The sequence below is a fragment of the Streptomyces sp. NBC_00154 genome, assembly GCF_026342835.1.
In the GTDB taxonomy this organism is placed as follows: domain Bacteria; phylum Actinomycetota; class Actinomycetes; order Streptomycetales; family Streptomycetaceae; genus Streptomyces.
The window spans coordinates 3,077,131-3,093,512 of the sequence record NZ_JAPEMI010000001.1; the positions used below are offsets into that span (position 1 = coordinate 3,077,131).

Sequence of the window (16,382 nt, forward strand, 5' to 3'; positions counted from 1 at the left end):
GACCGACGGTCGTATCAGCCGGAGAGGCGGACCGGCATGATCAGGTACTTGTACGCGTCATCTGCCTCGGCATCCACCGCGGGCCGACCGCTGAGCAGCGCAGGCTTGGTGGACGTCGTGAAGGAGAGCTGGGCGACCGGGGAGTCGATCGCGCTGAGCCCGTCGAGCAGGAACGTCGGGTTGAAGGCGATCGAGATGTCGTCTCCGTCCAGCGCGGCGTCGACACGCTCCACAGCCTGTGCATCGTCGCTGGAACCGGCTTCCAGGATCAGCACACCCTGCTCGAAGCTGAGCCGCACCGGGGTGTTCCGCTCGGCGACGAGGGCCACACGCTTGACGGCCTCGACGAACGGGGCGGTCTCGATGACCGCGACCGAGTTGAACTCGGTGGGGAACAGTGTCCGGTACTTCGGCAGGTCGCCTTCGAGCAGCCGCGTGGTCGTTCGCCGGCCCGCGCCCTCGAAGCCGATGAGGCCCTCACCGGCACCCGAGCCGGACAGGGCCAGAGTCACCGTGTCACCACTGGTCAGCGCCTTGGCGGTATCCAGCAGCGTCTTGGCGGGCACCAGGGCGACGGCCGAGGCGTCCGGGTTCTCCGGCTTCCACAGGAACTCGCGGACCGCGAAGCGGTAGCGGTCGGTGGAGGCCAGGGTGACCGTGTCGCCCTCGATCTCGATCCGCACACCGGTCAGGACGGGCAGCGTGTCGTCGCGACCCGCCGCGATTGCGACCTGGGCGGCGGCGGAGGCGAAGACCTCGCCGGGGACCGTGCCCGTCGCGGTCGGCATCTGCGGCAGCGCCGGGTACTCCTCCACAGGAAGGGTGTGGAGTGTGAATCGCGAGGAGCCGCAGACCACCGTGGCCCGTACACCGTCGGTGGAAATCTCCACCGGGCGGTTCGGAAGGGCGCGGCAGATGTCGGCGAGCAGTCGGCCGGAGACCAGCACCGTGCCGTCCTCCTCGACCTCGGCGTCCACCGAGACCCGGGCCGAGACCTCGTAGTCGAAGCTCGAGAAGCTGAGAGCCCCGTCCTCAGCCTTCAGCAGAAGGCCCGCAAGAACGGGCGCCGGCGGACGGGCCGGAAGGCTGCGAGCCACCCAGGCCACCGCCTCCGCGAGTACATCGCGCTCCACCCGGATCTTCACCGGAACCGCCTCCTGCTGTTGCTCGCTCGCCCTGCTGGCCTTCGTCGTCTGGTCGGGGTCACTCCGCCGATGGCAGGAGGAGGACGCCGGGGACCAGTCTGACGTACGGCACCGACACTCGGTGCTGCTCGGGGTCAAGTCGCGACAAGAGGTTCGGGGAGCTCCGGCGTCGAGTTGTGCACAGGCCCCACTTCGAAGCAGATTCCGAGCTAACTCTAAGTGGCAGTAGTAGTAGGGGCTGTGGAAACCGTGGATAACGTCGTTTCCGCAGGTCAGGCCCCATTTTTTGTCCACCGGCCCTGTGGGCGGCACCGGTGGACAACCCGGTGCTTCTGTGGACACGCGAAAGTTCTGCACACCCGATGCACAGGGCGGGGGTGTTTCTCCCCAGGGCTGTCCCCAGCTTTACCCAGGTTCCCCACAGCCCAACCAGCCTCCTTGGTGTGACGCCTTTCACTCTGCGCGGTGAAAGGCGATGTCACGTTGCCGAACAGTGGACAGGGGTGTGGAGAAGCTGGGGACAACATGGCCCTGCCTGTGGGCCGCCAGTGGACAACATCGGATGCCCCCTGTGGACGAATATTCTGTCCACAGGCTGTGGATCACTGTTGGCCACAAATCCCCAGGCTCTTGACCTGGCCTGATGAAGTATCGGCCGTCGTCCCTGTGGAAGCAGTATGGACAACTTGGTGGTCCCCAGGCTGTGGAGGGCGAATTCTCCCCAGATCTGTGGAGAACCCCAGGTCGGCGGCATCTATTCGAACACCGGGGTCGCGACGGAGGCGCACGGAAGCCGTTCGAGGGGGTCTCGGACGTGCTCCGGACGCCCGTCGGAAGCGTTCTTGAGGTCCGTCGAGACGGTGCGGAGGTCCGCGGAGACGTTTCAGAAGCCCCCTGGAGGAGCTCGGGAGACCTTCGCGGGCGTCCCGAAACGACGAAGGGCGCCCCGAGGACTGTGTGAGAGTCCGTCCGGGGCGCCCGTCCGGCGCCGTACAGAGAACGTGACAGATGCCGTACCGGCTGTCCGTCAGCCGTTCTTGATGCGGTTGGTGAGTTCGGTGACCTGGTTGTAGATGGAGCGTCGCTCCGCCATCAGCGCACGGATCTTGCGGTCCGCGTGCATCACGGTCGTATGGTCGCGACCGCCGAACTGCGCGCCGATCTTGGGCAGCGAGAGATCGGTCAGCTCGCGGCAGAGGTACATCGCGATCTGGCGAGCTGTCACCAGTACCCGGCTGCGCGAGGATCCGCAGAGATCCTCCACCGTCAGACCGAAGTAGTCCGCGGTCGCCGCCATGATGGCCGACGCCGTGATCTCCGGGGCCGAGTCCTCGCCGCCCGGGATCAGGTCCTTGAGCACGATCTCGGTCAGCCCGAGGTCCACCGGCTGCCGGTTGAGGCTGGCGAAGGCCGTCACCCGGATCAGCGCGCCCTCCAGCTCGCGGATGTTGCGCGAGATACGGGACGCGATGAACTCCAGGACCTCCGGCGGGGCGTTGAGCTGCTCCTGCACAGCCTTCTTGCGGAGGATCGCGATCCGCGTCTCCAGCTCCGGCGGCTGCACATCGGTGGTCAGCCCCCACTCGAAGCGGTTCCGCAGCCGGTCCTCCAGGGTGACCAGCTGCTTGGGCGGCCGGTCCGAGGACAGCACGATCTGCTTGTTGGCGTTGTGGAGCGTATTGAAGGTGTGGAAGAACTCCTCCTGCGTCGACTCCTTGCTCGCCAGGAACTGGATGTCGTCGACCAGCAGGATGTCCACATCGCGGTACCGCTTGCGGAAGGTGTCGCCCTTGCCGTCGCGGATCGAGTTGATGAACTCGTTGGTGAACTCCTCGGAGCTCACGTAGCGCACCCGGGTGCCCGGGTAGAGGCTGCGCGCGTAGTGCCCGATGGCATGCAGCAAATGGGTCTTGCCGAGCCCCGACTCCCCATAGATGAAGAGGGGGTTGTACGCCTTCGCGGGTGCCTCGGCGACGGCGACGGCGGCAGCGTGCGCGAACCGGTTGGACGCGCCGATGACAAAGGTGTCGAAGAGGTACTTCGGGTTCAGCCGGGCATGCGGCTCGCCGGGACCGGGCGCGGGTGCGGGCTGTGCGCCCATCGGCCCGGTGGCGCCGCCGGGGCGTCCGGTGCCGGGACCACCCTGCCGGTGCTGGGGCTCGGGCAGGGCGTGGCGCCCGGGGCGCTGTTGCTCGTAACCCTGGCGCTCGGGCGGCTGCGACCGGTAGTCGTGCTGAGGCTGTTGCGGACGGTAGTCGTGCTGCTGCTCACGCCACTGTTCCGCGGACGTGTCGCGCTCCTGGAAACCGCCGAGCCGGGGCTGCTGCCAGGAAAGATCCTCAGGGGTGCGCGGCCAGGCGCCCGGCTCGGGGCGCTGCTGCTGGTAGTCGGGGTAGGCCGGCCGGGCCGTCGGCATGCCGTCGTCCGCGGGCCGGTGGCCGTAGCCCTCGTACCCGTCGTCCTGCTGCCGTTCGTCGTGCTGCGGTCCCTGGTAGCGGTGCTGCTGCGGCTGCTGGGACTGGTGCATCGGGGGCGCCGGCGGGTTCGGCGGTTCGCCGGCGGAGTCGTCGACGGTGATCGCGATCCGGATCGGGCGGCCGCACTCCCGGCTCAGCGTTTCGCTGATGAGCGGCGCGAGCCGGCCCTCCAGGACACGCTTGCCCCATTCGTTGGGGACGGCGAGCAGCGCGGTGTCGGCGACGAGTGCGAGCGGCTGGCAGCGCTCGATCCACTGCTTGTCCTTCGGCTCGATGCCCTGCTGGCCCTCCCCGAGGAGCTGCTCCAGCACTCGTGGCCACACTGCGGCAAGATCGGCAGGTACGTCAGCCACAAGGCACGCTCTCTCGCTGGTCCCACGAATGTGTGGTTCTCGGGACGGGATGGGTAAGGCCCGGCAGGCGGGAAGAAAAAGAACCGGAGTTCAGCCACGGTAGTCAGGCCGACCCGCGTCGTTCAAGTTGTTGTCCACAGGCTGTGTACAGCGCGGGTCGTGGTAAGGCCGTCGCGGGGCCACCGCGGAGCCGGTTTGACCGGATGGCGTAGCCGCGCGTACCGTGACCAGGTCGAGTTGTCGATGGCTGCTGCCGCCTGCCTCCGATGGGCAAAGATCACGATCAGTGATTGTGAAGCGGTGCACTAAGGCGTTTACGCGAGTCTCTCGTGGGCGCACGGTGACAGCCAGGCGATGTCCCGCCAACACACGATCATTTCTGGAGCCCCCGAGTGAGCAAGCGCACCTTCCAGCCGAACAACCGTCGTCGCGCGAAGACCCACGGCTTCCGGCTGCGTATGCGCACCCGTGCCGGCCGCGCGATTCTCGCGTCCCGCCGTGGCAAGGGTCGCGCCAACCTGTCCGCCTGATCGCGTACAGGTCATGACGTGCTGCCTACCGAGAATCGGCTGAGGCGGCGCGAGGACTTCGCGACCGCAGTACGTCGAGGACGCCGGGCCAGCCGCCCGCTACTCGTCGTTCATCTACGCAGCGGTGCAACGGACCCGCACGTGACTGGGGAGAGTGCTCCCCCGCCGCGTGCGGGTTTCGTTGTCAGCAAAGCCGTGGGTGGCGCGGTCGTACGCACAGCGGTGAAGCGCAGGCTTCGCCATCTGGTCCGCGAACGACTGGCCCTGCTGCCCCCCGGTAGCCTGGTTGTCGTACGAGCGCTGCCCGGATCGGGCGACGCCGACCATGAACAGCTGGCCCGAGACCTGGACGCCGCCCTTCAGCGGCTACTGGGAGGGGGCGTGCGATGAAGTACCCGCTGCTGGCTCTTATCAAGCTGTATCAGTGGACGATCAGCCCACTACTCGGGCCCGTCTGCCGTTACTACCCGTCGTGTTCCCACTATGGATATACGGCGATCGACCGGCACGGAGCGATCAAGGGAACGGCGCTGACCGCATGGCGCATCCTGCGATGCAATCCGTGGTCACCCGGCGGCGTGGATCATGTTCCGCCACGCAAACGCCCGCGTTGGCACGAACTGCTGCGTAACGCAATACGTGGCAACAAGGGCGGGGACTCCGCCGCTGATGTGCCTCCTGGGGGGACGGTCTCCGAACCTCCCAGCCTGGCCTCAGAGACCTCGCCCAAAGCTCAAGGAGCCTGATTAGTGGACACGATTGCCAGTCTGTTCAGCTTTATCACCTACCCCGTTTCGTGGGTCATCGTTCAGTTCCACAAGCTGTACGGAGCGATCTTCGGCGATGACACAGGGTGGGCCTGGGGCCTGTCCATCGTGTCCCTGGTCGTGCTGATCCGGATCTGCCTGATCCCGCTTTTTGTTAAGCAGATCAAGTCGACCCGGAACATGCAGGTGCTCCAGCCGAAGATGAAGGCGATCCAGGAGCGCTACAAGAGCGACAAGCAGCGTCAGTCCGAAGAGATGATGAAGCTGTACAAGGAGACGGGTACCAACCCGCTCTCCTCGTGCCTTCCCATCCTGGCGCAGTCGCCGTTCTTCTTCGCCCTCTATCACGTGCTCTCGGCCATCGCCTCGGGCAAGACGATCGGTGTCATCAACCAGCCGCTGCTGGACAGTGCCCGGCAGGCACACATCTTCGGCGCTCCGCTGGCTGCGAAGTTCACCGACAGCGCGTCGGAGGTCGCCGCTCTCGGTGCCTCGCTGACCGACGTCCGCGTCGTCACCGCGGTCATGATCGTGATGATGTCGGCGTCGCAGTTCTTCACCCAGCGCCAGCTGATGACGAAGAACGTCGACCTGACGGTCAAGACGCCGTACATGCAGCAGCAGAAGATGCTGATGTACATCTTCCCGCTGATCTTCGCCGTCATGGGCATCAACTTCCCCGTCGGTGTCCTCGTCTACTGGCTGACCACCAACGTCTGGACCATGGGTCAGCAGATGTACGTGATCAACCAGAACCCGACCCCGGGCAGCAAGGCGCAGGACCAGTACCTGGGACGTTTGCTGAAGAGCGTTACCGCTCACGGTGAGGTGCGCGGCAGGACCAAGCGCAACACCGTCAAGCGGATCGTCTCCAAGGGCTCGGACCGCAATGACATCGAGCGGAAGTTCATCGCCGGACTGTCCAAGCTCGACCTCGCCGCCCAGGAGGACGGCACGGTGATCAAGAGCGACACCGCTCTCGCCGAGGCCGAGGGCGGAGCCGCGCAGAAGCGCCAGCAGCCCAAGCGCCAGACCAAGGCGAAGCGTCAGAGCGGTGCCGCCCAGCAGGGCGCGGCGAAGGAGGCCGATTCCCCCGAATCGGAGCCCAAGACCTCGCTGGAGAAGCAGGACGCACCGCAGGACGACAAGCCCAAGCCGGCGGGCAAGCCCGCGTCCGGCTCCTCACGCCAAGCCAAGTCCGGACAGCGCAAGGGTCCGCAGCGGCCCAAGCACCCGTCCAAGAAGTAAGAAGGAGTCCATCCGTGACGGAAGGCACCACCTCCACGGCCGCTGAGGGCAGCGACACCTTGACCCGCCTCGAGCAGGAAGGGGAGATCGCAGCCGACTACCTCGAGGGCCTGCTCGACATCGCCGACCTCGACGGTGACATCGACATGGATGTCGAGGCGGACCGGGCCGCGGTCTCGATCATCAGCGACTCGGCACGTGAACTGCAGAAGCTCGTGGGCCGCGACGGTGAGGTGCTGGAGGCGCTCCAGGAGCTTACGCGACTGGCCGTGCACCGGGAGACCGGTGACCGCAGTCGGCTGATGCTGGACATCGCGGGCTTCCGGGCCAAGAAGCGTGCGGTCCTTGCGGAGCTGGGTGCCAAGGCCGCGGACGAGGTCAAGAAGACCGGCGAGCCGGTCAGGCTGGACCCGATGACGCCGTTCGAGCGCAAGGTTGTGCATGATGCGGTTGCGGCCGCAGGTCTGCGCAGTGAGTCGGAGGGCGAGGAGCCGCAGCGCTTCGTCGTCGTTCTCCCGGCCTGACCGGACCCCTGTTCTGTCGGCCCCGTCTGTTCGCAGGCGGGGCCGATCTTTGTCAGCCTGATAGTCAGCCACCCACAGTGCGGTAATGCGGTACGGAAGGACGGTTCCCGTGACGGCGGAGGTAGAACTTCCCCAGGCGCCCGAAGGGGCGCGGGCGGTTTTCGGTGAGTTCTTCCCGGAGGCTGTCCGGTACGCGGAGCTGCTTGCCGATGCCGGGGTCAAGCGAGGGCTGATCGGTCCTCGTGAGGTGCCGCGGCTGTGGGAGCGGCACCTGCTGAATTGTGCGGTGCTCTCCGAGGTCGTGCCCGAGGGTGTCACGGTCTGCGATGTGGGTTCCGGCGCCGGTCTCCCGGGTATTCCGCTGGCGCTGGTGCGTCCGGATCTGAAGATCACCCTGTTGGAGCCACTGCTTCGGCGGACGAATTTCCTTCAGGAAGTTGTCGAGCTGCTGGGGCTGGACCACGTGACGGTCGTCCGGGGCCGGGCCGAGGAGGTCCTGGGGACGCTGCAGCCGGTTCATGTCGTGACCGCTCGCGCCGTGGCGCCGCTTGATCGGCTGGCGGGCTGGGGCGTGCCACTGCTGCGTCCGTACGGAGAGATGCTTGCGCTCAAGGGCGATACCGCCGAGGAGGAGATCAGCGGCGCGCGTGCGGCCTTGAGCAAGCTCGGCGTGGTGGACACCGAGGTACTGCATGTCGGTGAGGGCGTGGTCGAACCGATGTCCACCGTGGTGCGGGTGGTGGTCGGTGAGAGTCCGGGCGGTGTGAGGTTCGCCGCAAAGAGGGCGAAGGCCGCCAGGGTCAGCCGTACACGGCGGCGCCGCTGAGGCCGCGCCGTAACGCTACGGCATAGCCCGTTACATACGGTTCGCGCCGTTTACCAGTGATGCTCCGCGCAAGCGGCCATATGCACCGCATGCGGAGTGTCGTGCCCCTGTAGCTACGCTGCAGGGGCATCGTGTTTCACGTGAAACGTCGCTCTCTGCTGCATGGAATCATCAGTCGCGGTCGCGCGGCTGCCGCGCCGCGGCATCGCAAGCCCGTCAGGGCTACGGGGTTGTCCACAGAAGTGGATTCATCCACAGAAGAGTGGGCCTCGCTGGTTCGCGACCCCGAAAGCATGGCAGGCTCTGCTCATTGCGAGCCTGAAGTCGAGGAGAGTGAATCCGTGCGGTCCGACGCCAACATCGCGGGACCGATGACCGATCCGGTCCCCGGTCCCCGAACCGAATCGGCGGGGGACGGTGTTTCACGTGAAACACCGCCGCCGATGGATGACACACCCATCGGCCGTGCAGCCCAGCTGGCCGTCGAGGCCCTCGGCCGTGCCGGCGAGGGGCTGCCCCGTCCTGACCAGACGCGCGTCATGGTGGTGGCCAACCAGAAGGGCGGGGTGGGCAAGACCACTACGACGGTCAACCTTGCCGCCTCGCTGGCCCTTCACGGCGCACGCGTTCTCGTGGTCGACCTCGACCCGCAGGGCAATGCCTCCACGGCACTGGGCATTGATCACCATGCCGAAGTTCCCTCGATCTATGACGTCCTGGTCGAGAGCAGGCCGCTCTCCGACGTGGTTCAGCCCGTCCCGGACGTCGAAGGTCTCTTCTGCGCCCCGGCCACCATCGATCTCGCCGGTGCGGAGATCGAGCTGGTGTCGCTGGTGGCGCGGGAGAGTCGACTGCAGCGGGCGATTCAGGCGTATGAGCAGCCGTTGGACTACATCCTCATCGACTGCCCGCCTTCGCTCGGTCTGCTGACGGTCAATGCCCTGGTCGCGGGCGCCGAAGTGCTGATTCCTATTCAGTGCGAGTACTACGCGCTGGAAGGATTGGGGCAGCTGCTGAGGAACGTCGACCTCGTTCGGGGGCACCTCAACCCCGATCTGCATGTGTCGACGATCCTGCTCACCATGTACGACGGCAGGACCAGGCTCGCTTCCCAGGTGGCGGAGGAGGTGCGCAGCCACTTCGGTAAGGAGGTGCTGCGCACAAGCATTCCTCGATCCGTACGGATCTCGGAGGCGCCGAGCTACGGACAGACCGTGTTGACCTACGACCCGGGTTCCAGCGGGTCCCTGTCGTATCTTGAAGCCGCTCGTGAGATCGCCTTTCGGGGGGTCGGGGTGCATTACGAGGCTCAGCATGCCCAGACGGGCAGCCAGAACAGCCAGCAGAACATTTCGGAGGGGATCCAGTGAGTGAGCGTCGTAGAGGGTTGGGGCGTGGGCTCGGTGCGCTGATTCCCGCTGCCCCGCAGGAACGTCAGGTGCCGGCCTCCGGAGCGGGTTCGGACTCGCCGGGCGTGAGCCCGGTGATGACCACCGAGCGAGGCGTGGCCGCCGCGAAGGTGACCACACTCACGGCTGCTCCCGTGGTGCCGGAGCCGAGCGCACCCGCGGAGTCCGAGTCGTCCGCGGGACCGACGGATGCCGCGGGGGCGTACTTCGCCGAGGTTCCCATCGGATCCATCACTCCGAACCCGCGTCAGCCGCGTGAGGTGTTCGACGAGGACGCGCTCGCGGAGCTGGTCACCTCCATCAAGGAGGTCGGCCTTCTCCAGCCCGTAGTCGTGCGGAAGCTGGGGCCGGAACGGTACGAGCTCATCATGGGCGAGCGGCGCTGGAGGGCCTGCCGTGAGGCCGGTCTGGAGCGGATCCCGGCCATTGTCCGGGCCACGGACGACGAGAAGCTGCTTCTGGATGCGCTCCTGGAGAACCTGCACCGGGCTCAACTGAACCCGCTGGAGGAGGCAGCCGCGTACGACCAGCTGCTCAAGGACTTCAAGTGCACGCATGATCAGCTGGCCGACCGGATCGGGCGCTCCCGTCCGCAGGTGTCGAACACGCTGCGACTGCTGCGCCTGTCTCCGCCAGTGCAGCGCAGGGTCGCTGCCGGGGTGCTGTCTGCTGGCCATGCGAGGGCGCTGCTGTCCGTGGACGACTCCGAGGAGCAGGACCGGCTGGCCCATCGCATCGTGGCCGAGGGGCTCTCCGTGCGGGCGGTCGAGGAGATCGTGACGCTGATGAGCTCCCGCCCCAGCAGCACTCCCAAGTCCAAGGGGCCTCGGGCCGGCGGCCGGTTGTCGCCCGCGCTCTCCGACCTTGCTTCGCGGCTCTCCGACCGTTTCGAGACCAGGGTGAAGGTCGACCTCGGACAGAAGAAGGGAAAGATTGTCGTCGAGTTCGCCTCGATGGAAGATCTGGACCGCATTCTCGGCAGCCTCGCGCCAGGAGAGGGCCGGGTGCTGGAGCGGGGTCTCTCCGACGAGACTGCCGAGGACGGCGAGAGCTGACGTCCGGCGGAACGTCGGGGCGGGCTGTATTCCGGAACATGCCGGAATACAGCCCGCCCTTTGCTTTCTCACGGTATCGACTTCATCTCCGGGTGGATACGATTCGTTCTGGTATGGCACATCAGCTTGATCCACCTCGGCGGAGGGAGGGCCATGCGATCAGTGAGCCGCAGCCAACTGGTGACAGTGGGGCTGGGCCTGGGGGCTGTCGGAGGATTTGTCGGCGGCCTGCTCAGTGAACGGAGCGCATTGGCCGCCGCACGCGATGCGGCGGGCGAAGGAAGCGAGGAACAGCCTTCATGGGACGGCGGCTCGTACCGCTCACACTGGATAACCTTCCCGATCTCCCCAAGCGGTGCCGCTCGTGTGTCTTCTGGGAACTTGATCCGGTCAGTGGGGAAGCTGCGATAAAGGCAGGGACCCCGGAGCTGGAGAAGGAAGCCTGGATCTCCGCTGTCCTTCTGGAATGGGGATCCTGCGGCCGTGTCGTCTATGTGGACGACGTACCGGTCGGTTTCGTTCTCTATGCACCACCGGCGTATGTGCCGCGCTCGACCGCCTTTCCCACCAGCCCGGTCTCCCCTGACGCCGTGCAGTTGATGACTGCTTGGATCACGCCCGGCTACCAGGGCCAGGGACTCGGGCGTGTCATGGTGCAGACCGTCGCCAAGGATCTGCTGCGACGGGGATTCAAGGCGATCGAGGCGTTCGGGGATGCCCGGTGGAAGGGACCGGCGTGTGTGCTCCCGGCAGACCATCTGCTGGCGGTGGGCTTCAAGACCGTACGTCCGCATCCGATTCATCCACGGCTGAGACTGGAGCTGCGCACGACGCTCTCGTGGAAGGAAGACGTCGAGCTGGCGCTGGACCGGCTGCTCGGTGCCGTGCAGAAGGAGCCGGCGCTGCGCCCGCTGTGATCCGGGAGCCACGACAACGTGAAACGGGTCCATCCCCAAGGGATGGACCCGTTTCACGTGAAACAGCGGACCGTGGCCTTACTCGGCGATGAAGCCTTCGAGGTCGCGGAGGATGGCGGCCTTCGGCTTGGCGCCGACGATGGTCTTGGCGACCTCGCCGCCCTGGTACACGTTCAGCGTCGGGATGGACATCACGCCGTACTTGGCAGCGGTGGCCGGGTTCTCGTCGATGTTGAGCTTGACGATCTCGATCTTGTCGCCGTGCTCAGCCGCGATTGCCTCCAGCGACGGGGCGATCTGGCGGCACGGACCGCACCAGGCGGCCCAGAAGTCCACCAGTACGGGCTTCTCGCTCTTCAGGACGTCCTCGTCGAAGGAGTCGTCAGTCACGTTCTTCAGGGCGCCGGCCACGGCGGCCTCCTTAACTTTGCGGGGTGTGGGGTGAGAGGCGTGGATCAGACGGCGGCCGCAGCGGCCTTCTCCTCGTCGGCGAGCGCGGAAAGGAAGCGCTCGGCGTCGAGGGCGGCGGAGCAGCCGGTGCCGGCAGCGGTGATGGCCTGCCGGTAGGTGTGGTCGACGACGTCGCCGGCACCGAAGACGCCGGTCACGTTGGTGCGCGTCGACGGAGCATTGACCTTGAGGTAGCCCTCGTCATCGAGGTCGAGCTGGCCCTTGAAGAGCTCCGTACGCGGGTCGTGGCCGACAGCGATGAAAAGACCGGTGACCGCGAGCTCGGACGTCTCGCCGGTCTTGGTGTTGCGCAGTGTCAGCCCGGAGAGCTTCTGCTCGCCGTGGACCCCGGCGACCTCGCTGTCCCAGGCGAACTTGATCTTCGGGTCGGCGAAGGCTCGCTCCTGCATGGCCTTGGAGGCCCGCAGCGAGTCGCGGCGGTGGACGATCGTGACCGACTTGGCGAAGCGGGAGAGGAACGTTGCCTCCTCCATAGCCGTGTCGCCACCGCCGATCACGGCGATGTCCTGGTCCTTGAAGAAGAAGCCGTCACAGGTCGCGCACCAGGAGACACCACGTCCGGAGAGGGCGTCCTCGTTCGGCAGGCCGAGCTTCCGGTGCTGAGAGCCGGTGGTGACGATGACGGCCTTGGCGCGGTGCACCGTGCCTGCCGTGTCGGTGACGGTCTTGATGTCACCGGCCAGATCGACGGCAACCACATCGTCGGGGATGAGCTCGGCGCCGAACCGCTCCGCCTGGGCGCGCATGTTGTCCATGAGCTCGGGGCCCATGATGCCGTCCTGGAACCCCGGGAAGTTCTCCACGTCGGTGGTGTTCATCAGAGCGCCACCAGCAGTCACGGCGCCCTCGAACACCAGAGGCTTCAGCGACGCACGCGCGGTATAGAGGGCCGCGGTGTAGCCCGCAGGCCCGGAGCCGATGATGATCACATTACGGACGTCGCTCACGGGTTTCTTCCTCGTCTCTGCAGACTGCCTACTGTCCACGCCTAATGGGGTCGGTTCAACGACTCACACCCCACCCAACGGATCCTACGGGGGATGCATTCCCGACGTGCCGGAGCGGCGCCCGGCACGATTCTCAGGGTCGGGCGTAGCTGTGGGTCAGGAGCAGCTTGCCCTTGCCCGTGGGGTCTGCGTCGACACAGCTGGCGTCCATGACATAGACCTGGACGAGCGCCGCGCTGGTCCGGTGCGGCAGGACTACGAGGTAGGCGTGCGTTCCTTCGTAGGTGCCTTCCTCGATGGCGAGAGCGGCAGTCCTTCGTCCGATGCCCTGCTGGATGCAGGCCGGGACTGTCACTGCGGGGGTACGCAGCGGCGTTTTGGGCGAGGAGGGCGTGGGGGACTCGGTATCCGGCGTCGACTGCATCTCGACGGACGGTGCTCGCTTCTCGTCTGATTCCCCTGAGGCGGGCATGCCGGTGCTGTTCAGGAGCGCTTCCACGTGTCGGCTGAGCGGAGAACCCGAGAACGCGTTCACTCCGTCCTCGGGGGCGCTCACGCCGCTGTCGTAAGCCTTGGCCTTGCTGGCCCCTGAAGAGTCCGCGGAATTCTGGACCGTCTGCAGCATGAGGACGCTCACGCCGACCATGGCTGCACCGAGGGCTGTGCCGAGAACGATGCCGCGGCGGCGTCGTCGCGGGGGTCTGCGGCCGGGGCCGGTGGTGGCCCGCGGGTGTCCCGTAGGGCGGTCCTCGAGGGCGGGGTGTGTCTCCCGGTCCCGTGTCTCCTGGCCCTCTGTCTCCTGATCTCCGGCTTCCTGATCGTGTCCGACGACGGCCTCTGTTTCACGTGAAACATCTGCCGCGTCGTCCGGGGTGCGAAGTGGTTCGGCGGCCAGTGCGGCGTGGATGCGGTCTGCGATGTCGTCGGGCATGCGCTCGGGAGCAGGCAGGGTGCCGAGCAGGGCACGGATCTCTTCGAGAGAGACCAGGACCTCTCCGCAGATGCCGCACTCGTCCACGTGACGGCGTACTTCCGCCGTGCGGGACGGAGACAGTAGTCCTTCGGTGAGGTCGGAGATCTCCGAGACATCCGGGTGCTGGGTCGTGTCGGCCGTTGATGTCATGTTTGCCCACCTCCGCCCTTCGCTCCGGCAGGATCACTGGTTCCTGCGTCCCTCGGCCCCGACGCGGGTGGGACGGATGCTCTCTGCGTCCGGTTCCTTCTGGCGCTTAGTTCACCGGCCTCTCCGCCCTCGCTGCGCAGATGGACAAGCAGAGGAGCGAGCCGGGCCCGGCCCCGCGCGCAGCGGCTCTTCACCGTGCCGGTCGGTACGTCGAGGATGCGGGCGGCCTCGGCCACGGGGTATCCCTGCATGTCCACGAGGACAAGCGCGGCGCGCTGCTCGGCGGGAAGGGTGCCGAGCGCTGCCAGAAGTTCACGGTGCAGATCCTGGCGTTCGGCCGGCGCCTCGGCGGATTCGTGAGGCTCAAGAAGCTGCTCGAGCCGCTCGGTGTCGTCGACCGGTGAGGTCTTGCGTGTGGCAGCCTTACGGACCCGGTCGAGGCATGCGTTGACCGTGATGCGGTGCAGCCAGGTGGTGACGGCGGACTGGCCACGGAAGGTATGGGCGGCGCGGAAGGCGGAGACCAGGGCGTCCTGGACCGCATCGGCTGCTTCCTCACGGTCACCCAGGGTCCGTAGTGCCACGGCCCACAGCCGGTCTCGGTGGCGTCGGACGAGCTCACCGAAGGCATCCGGTTCACCGGCTACATGGCGAGCGAGGAGGTCTGAGTCGCTGAGTGGCTCTGACGGCTCGGAGGCCACCTCCCCTCCCTCCCTCTGTGCGTCGGAGCCGTCTGTCTATCACGATTCATATGTCGTGCGGCATAGAGATGAGGAAGATCGGTTCAGCGAGGGCTGCGGTCACCACCGACCGGACATGCGGCAGGCCGGCAGGGAGGTTGGTCCCTGCCGGCCTGCTCGGTCAGCCGAGTACGGAGATCTCCGAGATCCCGCCACGGAAGTCCGACCCGTCCGGTGGGAGTTCGGTGACATGGATTAGCACGTAGCGGGTGCGTACGGGCTTGGCGAGCGTCTCCTCCAGGCTGTTTCCTGCCTTGCTCTTCTTGGTGAGGCGCTGCGGGAAATCCGAAAGCGACGACGGAGCGGAGGCATCCTCGGCAGCTGCGAGCACTTCGGTCGTTTGGCCGCTGCGGTACAGCTGGACCTTGATGCCTCTGACGTTCTGCACACTGCCCAGGTCAACGACTATGCCGCTGCCGTCTCTGCGGGGCGGGAGGTTCCCGAAATTCGGGTAGCCCTTGTACCTGGGGGTGATCCAGGCCGTGTCGGGCTTGCCGTCGACGGCGTTCGGTGCGTCCTGTTGCTTGATTCCCGACCCGCTGGGCATGAACTCTGTCGCACCGCTGAGCCGCAGCGGCTTGGCCGGGGCAGGCGAAGGTTTGTCACCGTTCTCCGGATCCGTCTGTGTGGTCCCCGGGTCGTCCGTCTCCTTGCCTCGGTCGAGGAGTGTCTCCGCGAGCTGCCAGCTGCCGAGGCCCAGGGCCGCGATGAGGAGGGCTGACACGGCCCACTTGAGCGCCTTGCCGGTTCGACTCTGGAGCGGTGCCGGCGGTGTGGCCATCACGGGCTGCGTCACGGGAACGCCGGGGCTGGCGGGCGGACGCCCGTAGTTGCCCTGCTGATAGGTCGTGCGCTGGTACTCCGGCGGAGCCGTGAAGGTGGGCTCCGGCGGGCGGATGCGGGGCATCGCCGCGACCGCCTTGGCCAGCTCGTCCGGTGTGGTGCACGGCTGCTCCTGCCGGGAGGCGGTGGCCCCGTCGTTGACGAGGGCACGCATGGCGAGTTCGGAGAGACCGCGGTGAACTCCGGCCCGCACCTGGTCGGGGGCGATCAGCCCCACACCCTTGGGGAGCCCGGTGAGACCGTAGGCATCGATCTCGTACGGCCAGCGCTGCGTCAATGCGGCATAGAGCAGGGCGCCGATCGCCTCGGTGTCCGCGCGCTGCGGACCGTCGGCGGTAATGCCGCGCAGGGCGGCGTTCACGGCGAGGCCACGGATCCGGTACTGGCCGGTCGAACTCCGCAGTACCGCACCCGGGGTGAGCCTCAGATGCGCGAGGCCCTCACGGTGCGCGGCCGCCATGGCTTGGGATACCTGGCTGACCAGTTGGTAGGCGTCGTGAGCGTCCATCGGACCGGCGGCCAGCAGAGCCGTCAGCTCGGTGGCGTCGGGGAGCCATTCGTGGACGACGTAGACGAGGTCGTCCTCCTCGACCGCGTCGAGAACCTGCACGAATCGCGGGTCCCCGAGCAGCGCGGAGGACCGGGCCGCGGCCAGCACGGAACGGGCTCGCGGATGGTCCGCCGGGAGCAGATGGACACCCACCGCGCGGCGCAGTTTCTCGTCGACAGCACGCCAGCTGCTGAATCCGTCCAGACGGGTGACGCACTCCTCCAACCGGTAGCGTCTGGCCAGTTTGTGACCGCTGTGCAGGTCCGGGGTCGCTGCGGCGGCTTCAGAGCTGATTCGCTCACCGTCCGCGTCCTGGGGGCTTGTGCCCTCCGTGTCCTGGGCTTCTGTCGTCCCGTCGGTCGTGGCCTCGTCCGCCTTGGCGGTCAGCGGTTCATCACCGCTGTTGTCGGCCACGTCGACGGCAGCCGTGCTACGTTCCGCCACCGTCGTTCCTGCC

Annotated in this window: 16 protein-coding genes; 9 read left to right on the plus strand and 7 right to left on the minus strand. The window is 66.9% G+C overall.

What is annotated here, in order from left to right:
- Window positions 1-14: 14 nt before the first annotated feature.
- Together dnaN and dnaA are read right to left on the minus strand one after the other, a co-directional pair.
- The gene (dnaN, locus tag OHA03_RS13795) at window positions 15-1,145 is read right to left on the minus strand and encodes a DNA polymerase III subunit beta (RefSeq protein WP_267004087.1); all 1,131 of its coding nucleotides are present in this window, start codon (window positions 1,143-1,145) and stop codon (window positions 15-17) included.
- A gap of 1,027 nt (window positions 1,146-2,172) precedes the next feature.
- Window positions 2,173-3,975 carry a chromosomal replication initiator protein DnaA gene (gene dnaA / locus OHA03_RS13800; protein ID WP_267004088.1) on the minus strand — a complete coding sequence of 601 codons (1,803 nt, stop codon included), beginning with the start codon at window positions 3,973-3,975 and terminating at the stop codon, window positions 2,173-2,175.
- Between the two features lie 392 nt (window positions 3,976-4,367).
- Here dnaA and rpmH point away from each other — a divergent pair, with 392 nt between their 5' ends.
- From rpmH to OHA03_RS13845, 9 genes are all read left to right on the plus strand, one after another.
- Window positions 4,368-4,505 (plus strand): 50S ribosomal protein L34, encoded by a 138-nt coding sequence (gene rpmH, locus OHA03_RS13805; protein ID WP_030930485.1) that lies wholly within the window; start codon window positions 4,368-4,370, stop codon window positions 4,503-4,505.
- Window positions 4,506-4,523: 18 nt separating this feature from the next.
- Window positions 4,524-4,895 (plus strand): ribonuclease P protein component, encoded by a 372-nt coding sequence (rnpA, locus tag OHA03_RS13810; RefSeq protein WP_267004089.1) that lies wholly within the window; start codon window positions 4,524-4,526, stop codon window positions 4,893-4,895.
- Window positions 4,892-5,251: a membrane protein insertion efficiency factor YidD gene (gene yidD, locus OHA03_RS13815; RefSeq protein WP_267004090.1), complete on the plus strand. Its 360-nt coding sequence runs from the start codon at window positions 4,892-4,894 to the stop codon at window positions 5,249-5,251. Before rnpA ends, yidD begins: the two co-directional genes overlap by 4 nt.
- A 3-nt stretch (window positions 5,252-5,254) precedes the next feature.
- Window positions 5,255-6,520, plus strand: a complete 1,266-nt coding sequence (gene yidC, locus OHA03_RS13820) for a membrane protein insertase YidC (RefSeq protein WP_267004092.1) — start codon at window positions 5,255-5,257, stop codon at window positions 6,518-6,520.
- A gap of 14 nt (window positions 6,521-6,534) precedes the next feature.
- Window positions 6,535-7,044, plus strand: a complete 510-nt coding sequence (locus OHA03_RS13825) for a R3H domain-containing nucleic acid-binding protein (protein ID WP_267004094.1) — start codon at window positions 6,535-6,537, stop codon at window positions 7,042-7,044.
- A 109-nt stretch (window positions 7,045-7,153) separates the two neighbouring features.
- A complete protein-coding gene (gene rsmG, locus OHA03_RS13830; RefSeq protein WP_030973746.1) occupies window positions 7,154-7,870 on the plus strand; it encodes a 16S rRNA (guanine(527)-N(7))-methyltransferase RsmG in 717 nt (238 codons plus the stop codon).
- A gap of 293 nt (window positions 7,871-8,163) precedes the next feature.
- Window positions 8,164-9,240, plus strand: a complete 1,077-nt coding sequence (locus tag OHA03_RS13835) for a ParA family protein (RefSeq protein ID WP_313941610.1) — start codon at window positions 8,164-8,166, stop codon at window positions 9,238-9,240.
- A complete protein-coding gene (locus OHA03_RS13840) occupies window positions 9,237-10,334 on the plus strand; it encodes a ParB/RepB/Spo0J family partition protein (RefSeq protein ID WP_267004099.1) in 1,098 nt (365 codons plus the stop codon). Before OHA03_RS13835 ends, OHA03_RS13840 begins: the two co-directional genes overlap by 4 nt.
- Before the next feature lie 299 nt (window positions 10,335-10,633).
- Window positions 10,634-11,251: a GNAT family N-acetyltransferase gene (locus tag OHA03_RS13845; protein WP_267004101.1), complete on the plus strand. Its 618-nt coding sequence runs from the start codon at window positions 10,634-10,636 to the stop codon at window positions 11,249-11,251.
- Between the two features lie 78 nt (window positions 11,252-11,329).
- On the opposite strand, the gene trxA is transcribed toward OHA03_RS13845, so the two are convergent.
- The 5 genes from trxA to OHA03_RS13870 form a co-directional block, all read right to left on the minus strand.
- Window positions 11,330-11,662 (minus strand): thioredoxin, encoded by a 333-nt coding sequence (gene trxA, locus OHA03_RS13850; RefSeq protein WP_030930508.1) that lies wholly within the window; start codon window positions 11,660-11,662, stop codon window positions 11,330-11,332.
- A 44-nt stretch (window positions 11,663-11,706) separates the two neighbouring features.
- The gene (trxB, locus tag OHA03_RS13855) at window positions 11,707-12,669 is read right to left on the minus strand and encodes a thioredoxin-disulfide reductase (protein ID WP_267004103.1); all 963 of its coding nucleotides are present in this window, start codon (window positions 12,667-12,669) and stop codon (window positions 11,707-11,709) included.
- A gap of 133 nt (window positions 12,670-12,802) precedes the next feature.
- Window positions 12,803-13,792 carry an anti-sigma factor gene (locus tag OHA03_RS13860; protein ID WP_267004105.1) on the minus strand — a complete coding sequence of 330 codons (990 nt, stop codon included), beginning with the start codon at window positions 13,790-13,792 and terminating at the stop codon, window positions 12,803-12,805.
- Entirely contained in the window at window positions 13,789-14,493 is a 705-nt protein-coding gene (sigM, locus tag OHA03_RS13865) for an RNA polymerase sigma factor SigM (RefSeq protein ID WP_267004107.1), read from the minus strand. The genes OHA03_RS13860 and sigM overlap by 4 nt, the downstream gene beginning before the upstream one ends.
- A gap of 160 nt (window positions 14,494-14,653) precedes the next feature.
- Entirely contained in the window at window positions 14,654-16,369 is a 1,716-nt protein-coding gene (locus OHA03_RS13870) for a protein kinase family protein (protein ID WP_267004109.1), read from the minus strand.
- Window positions 16,370-16,382: the final 13 nt, after the last annotated feature.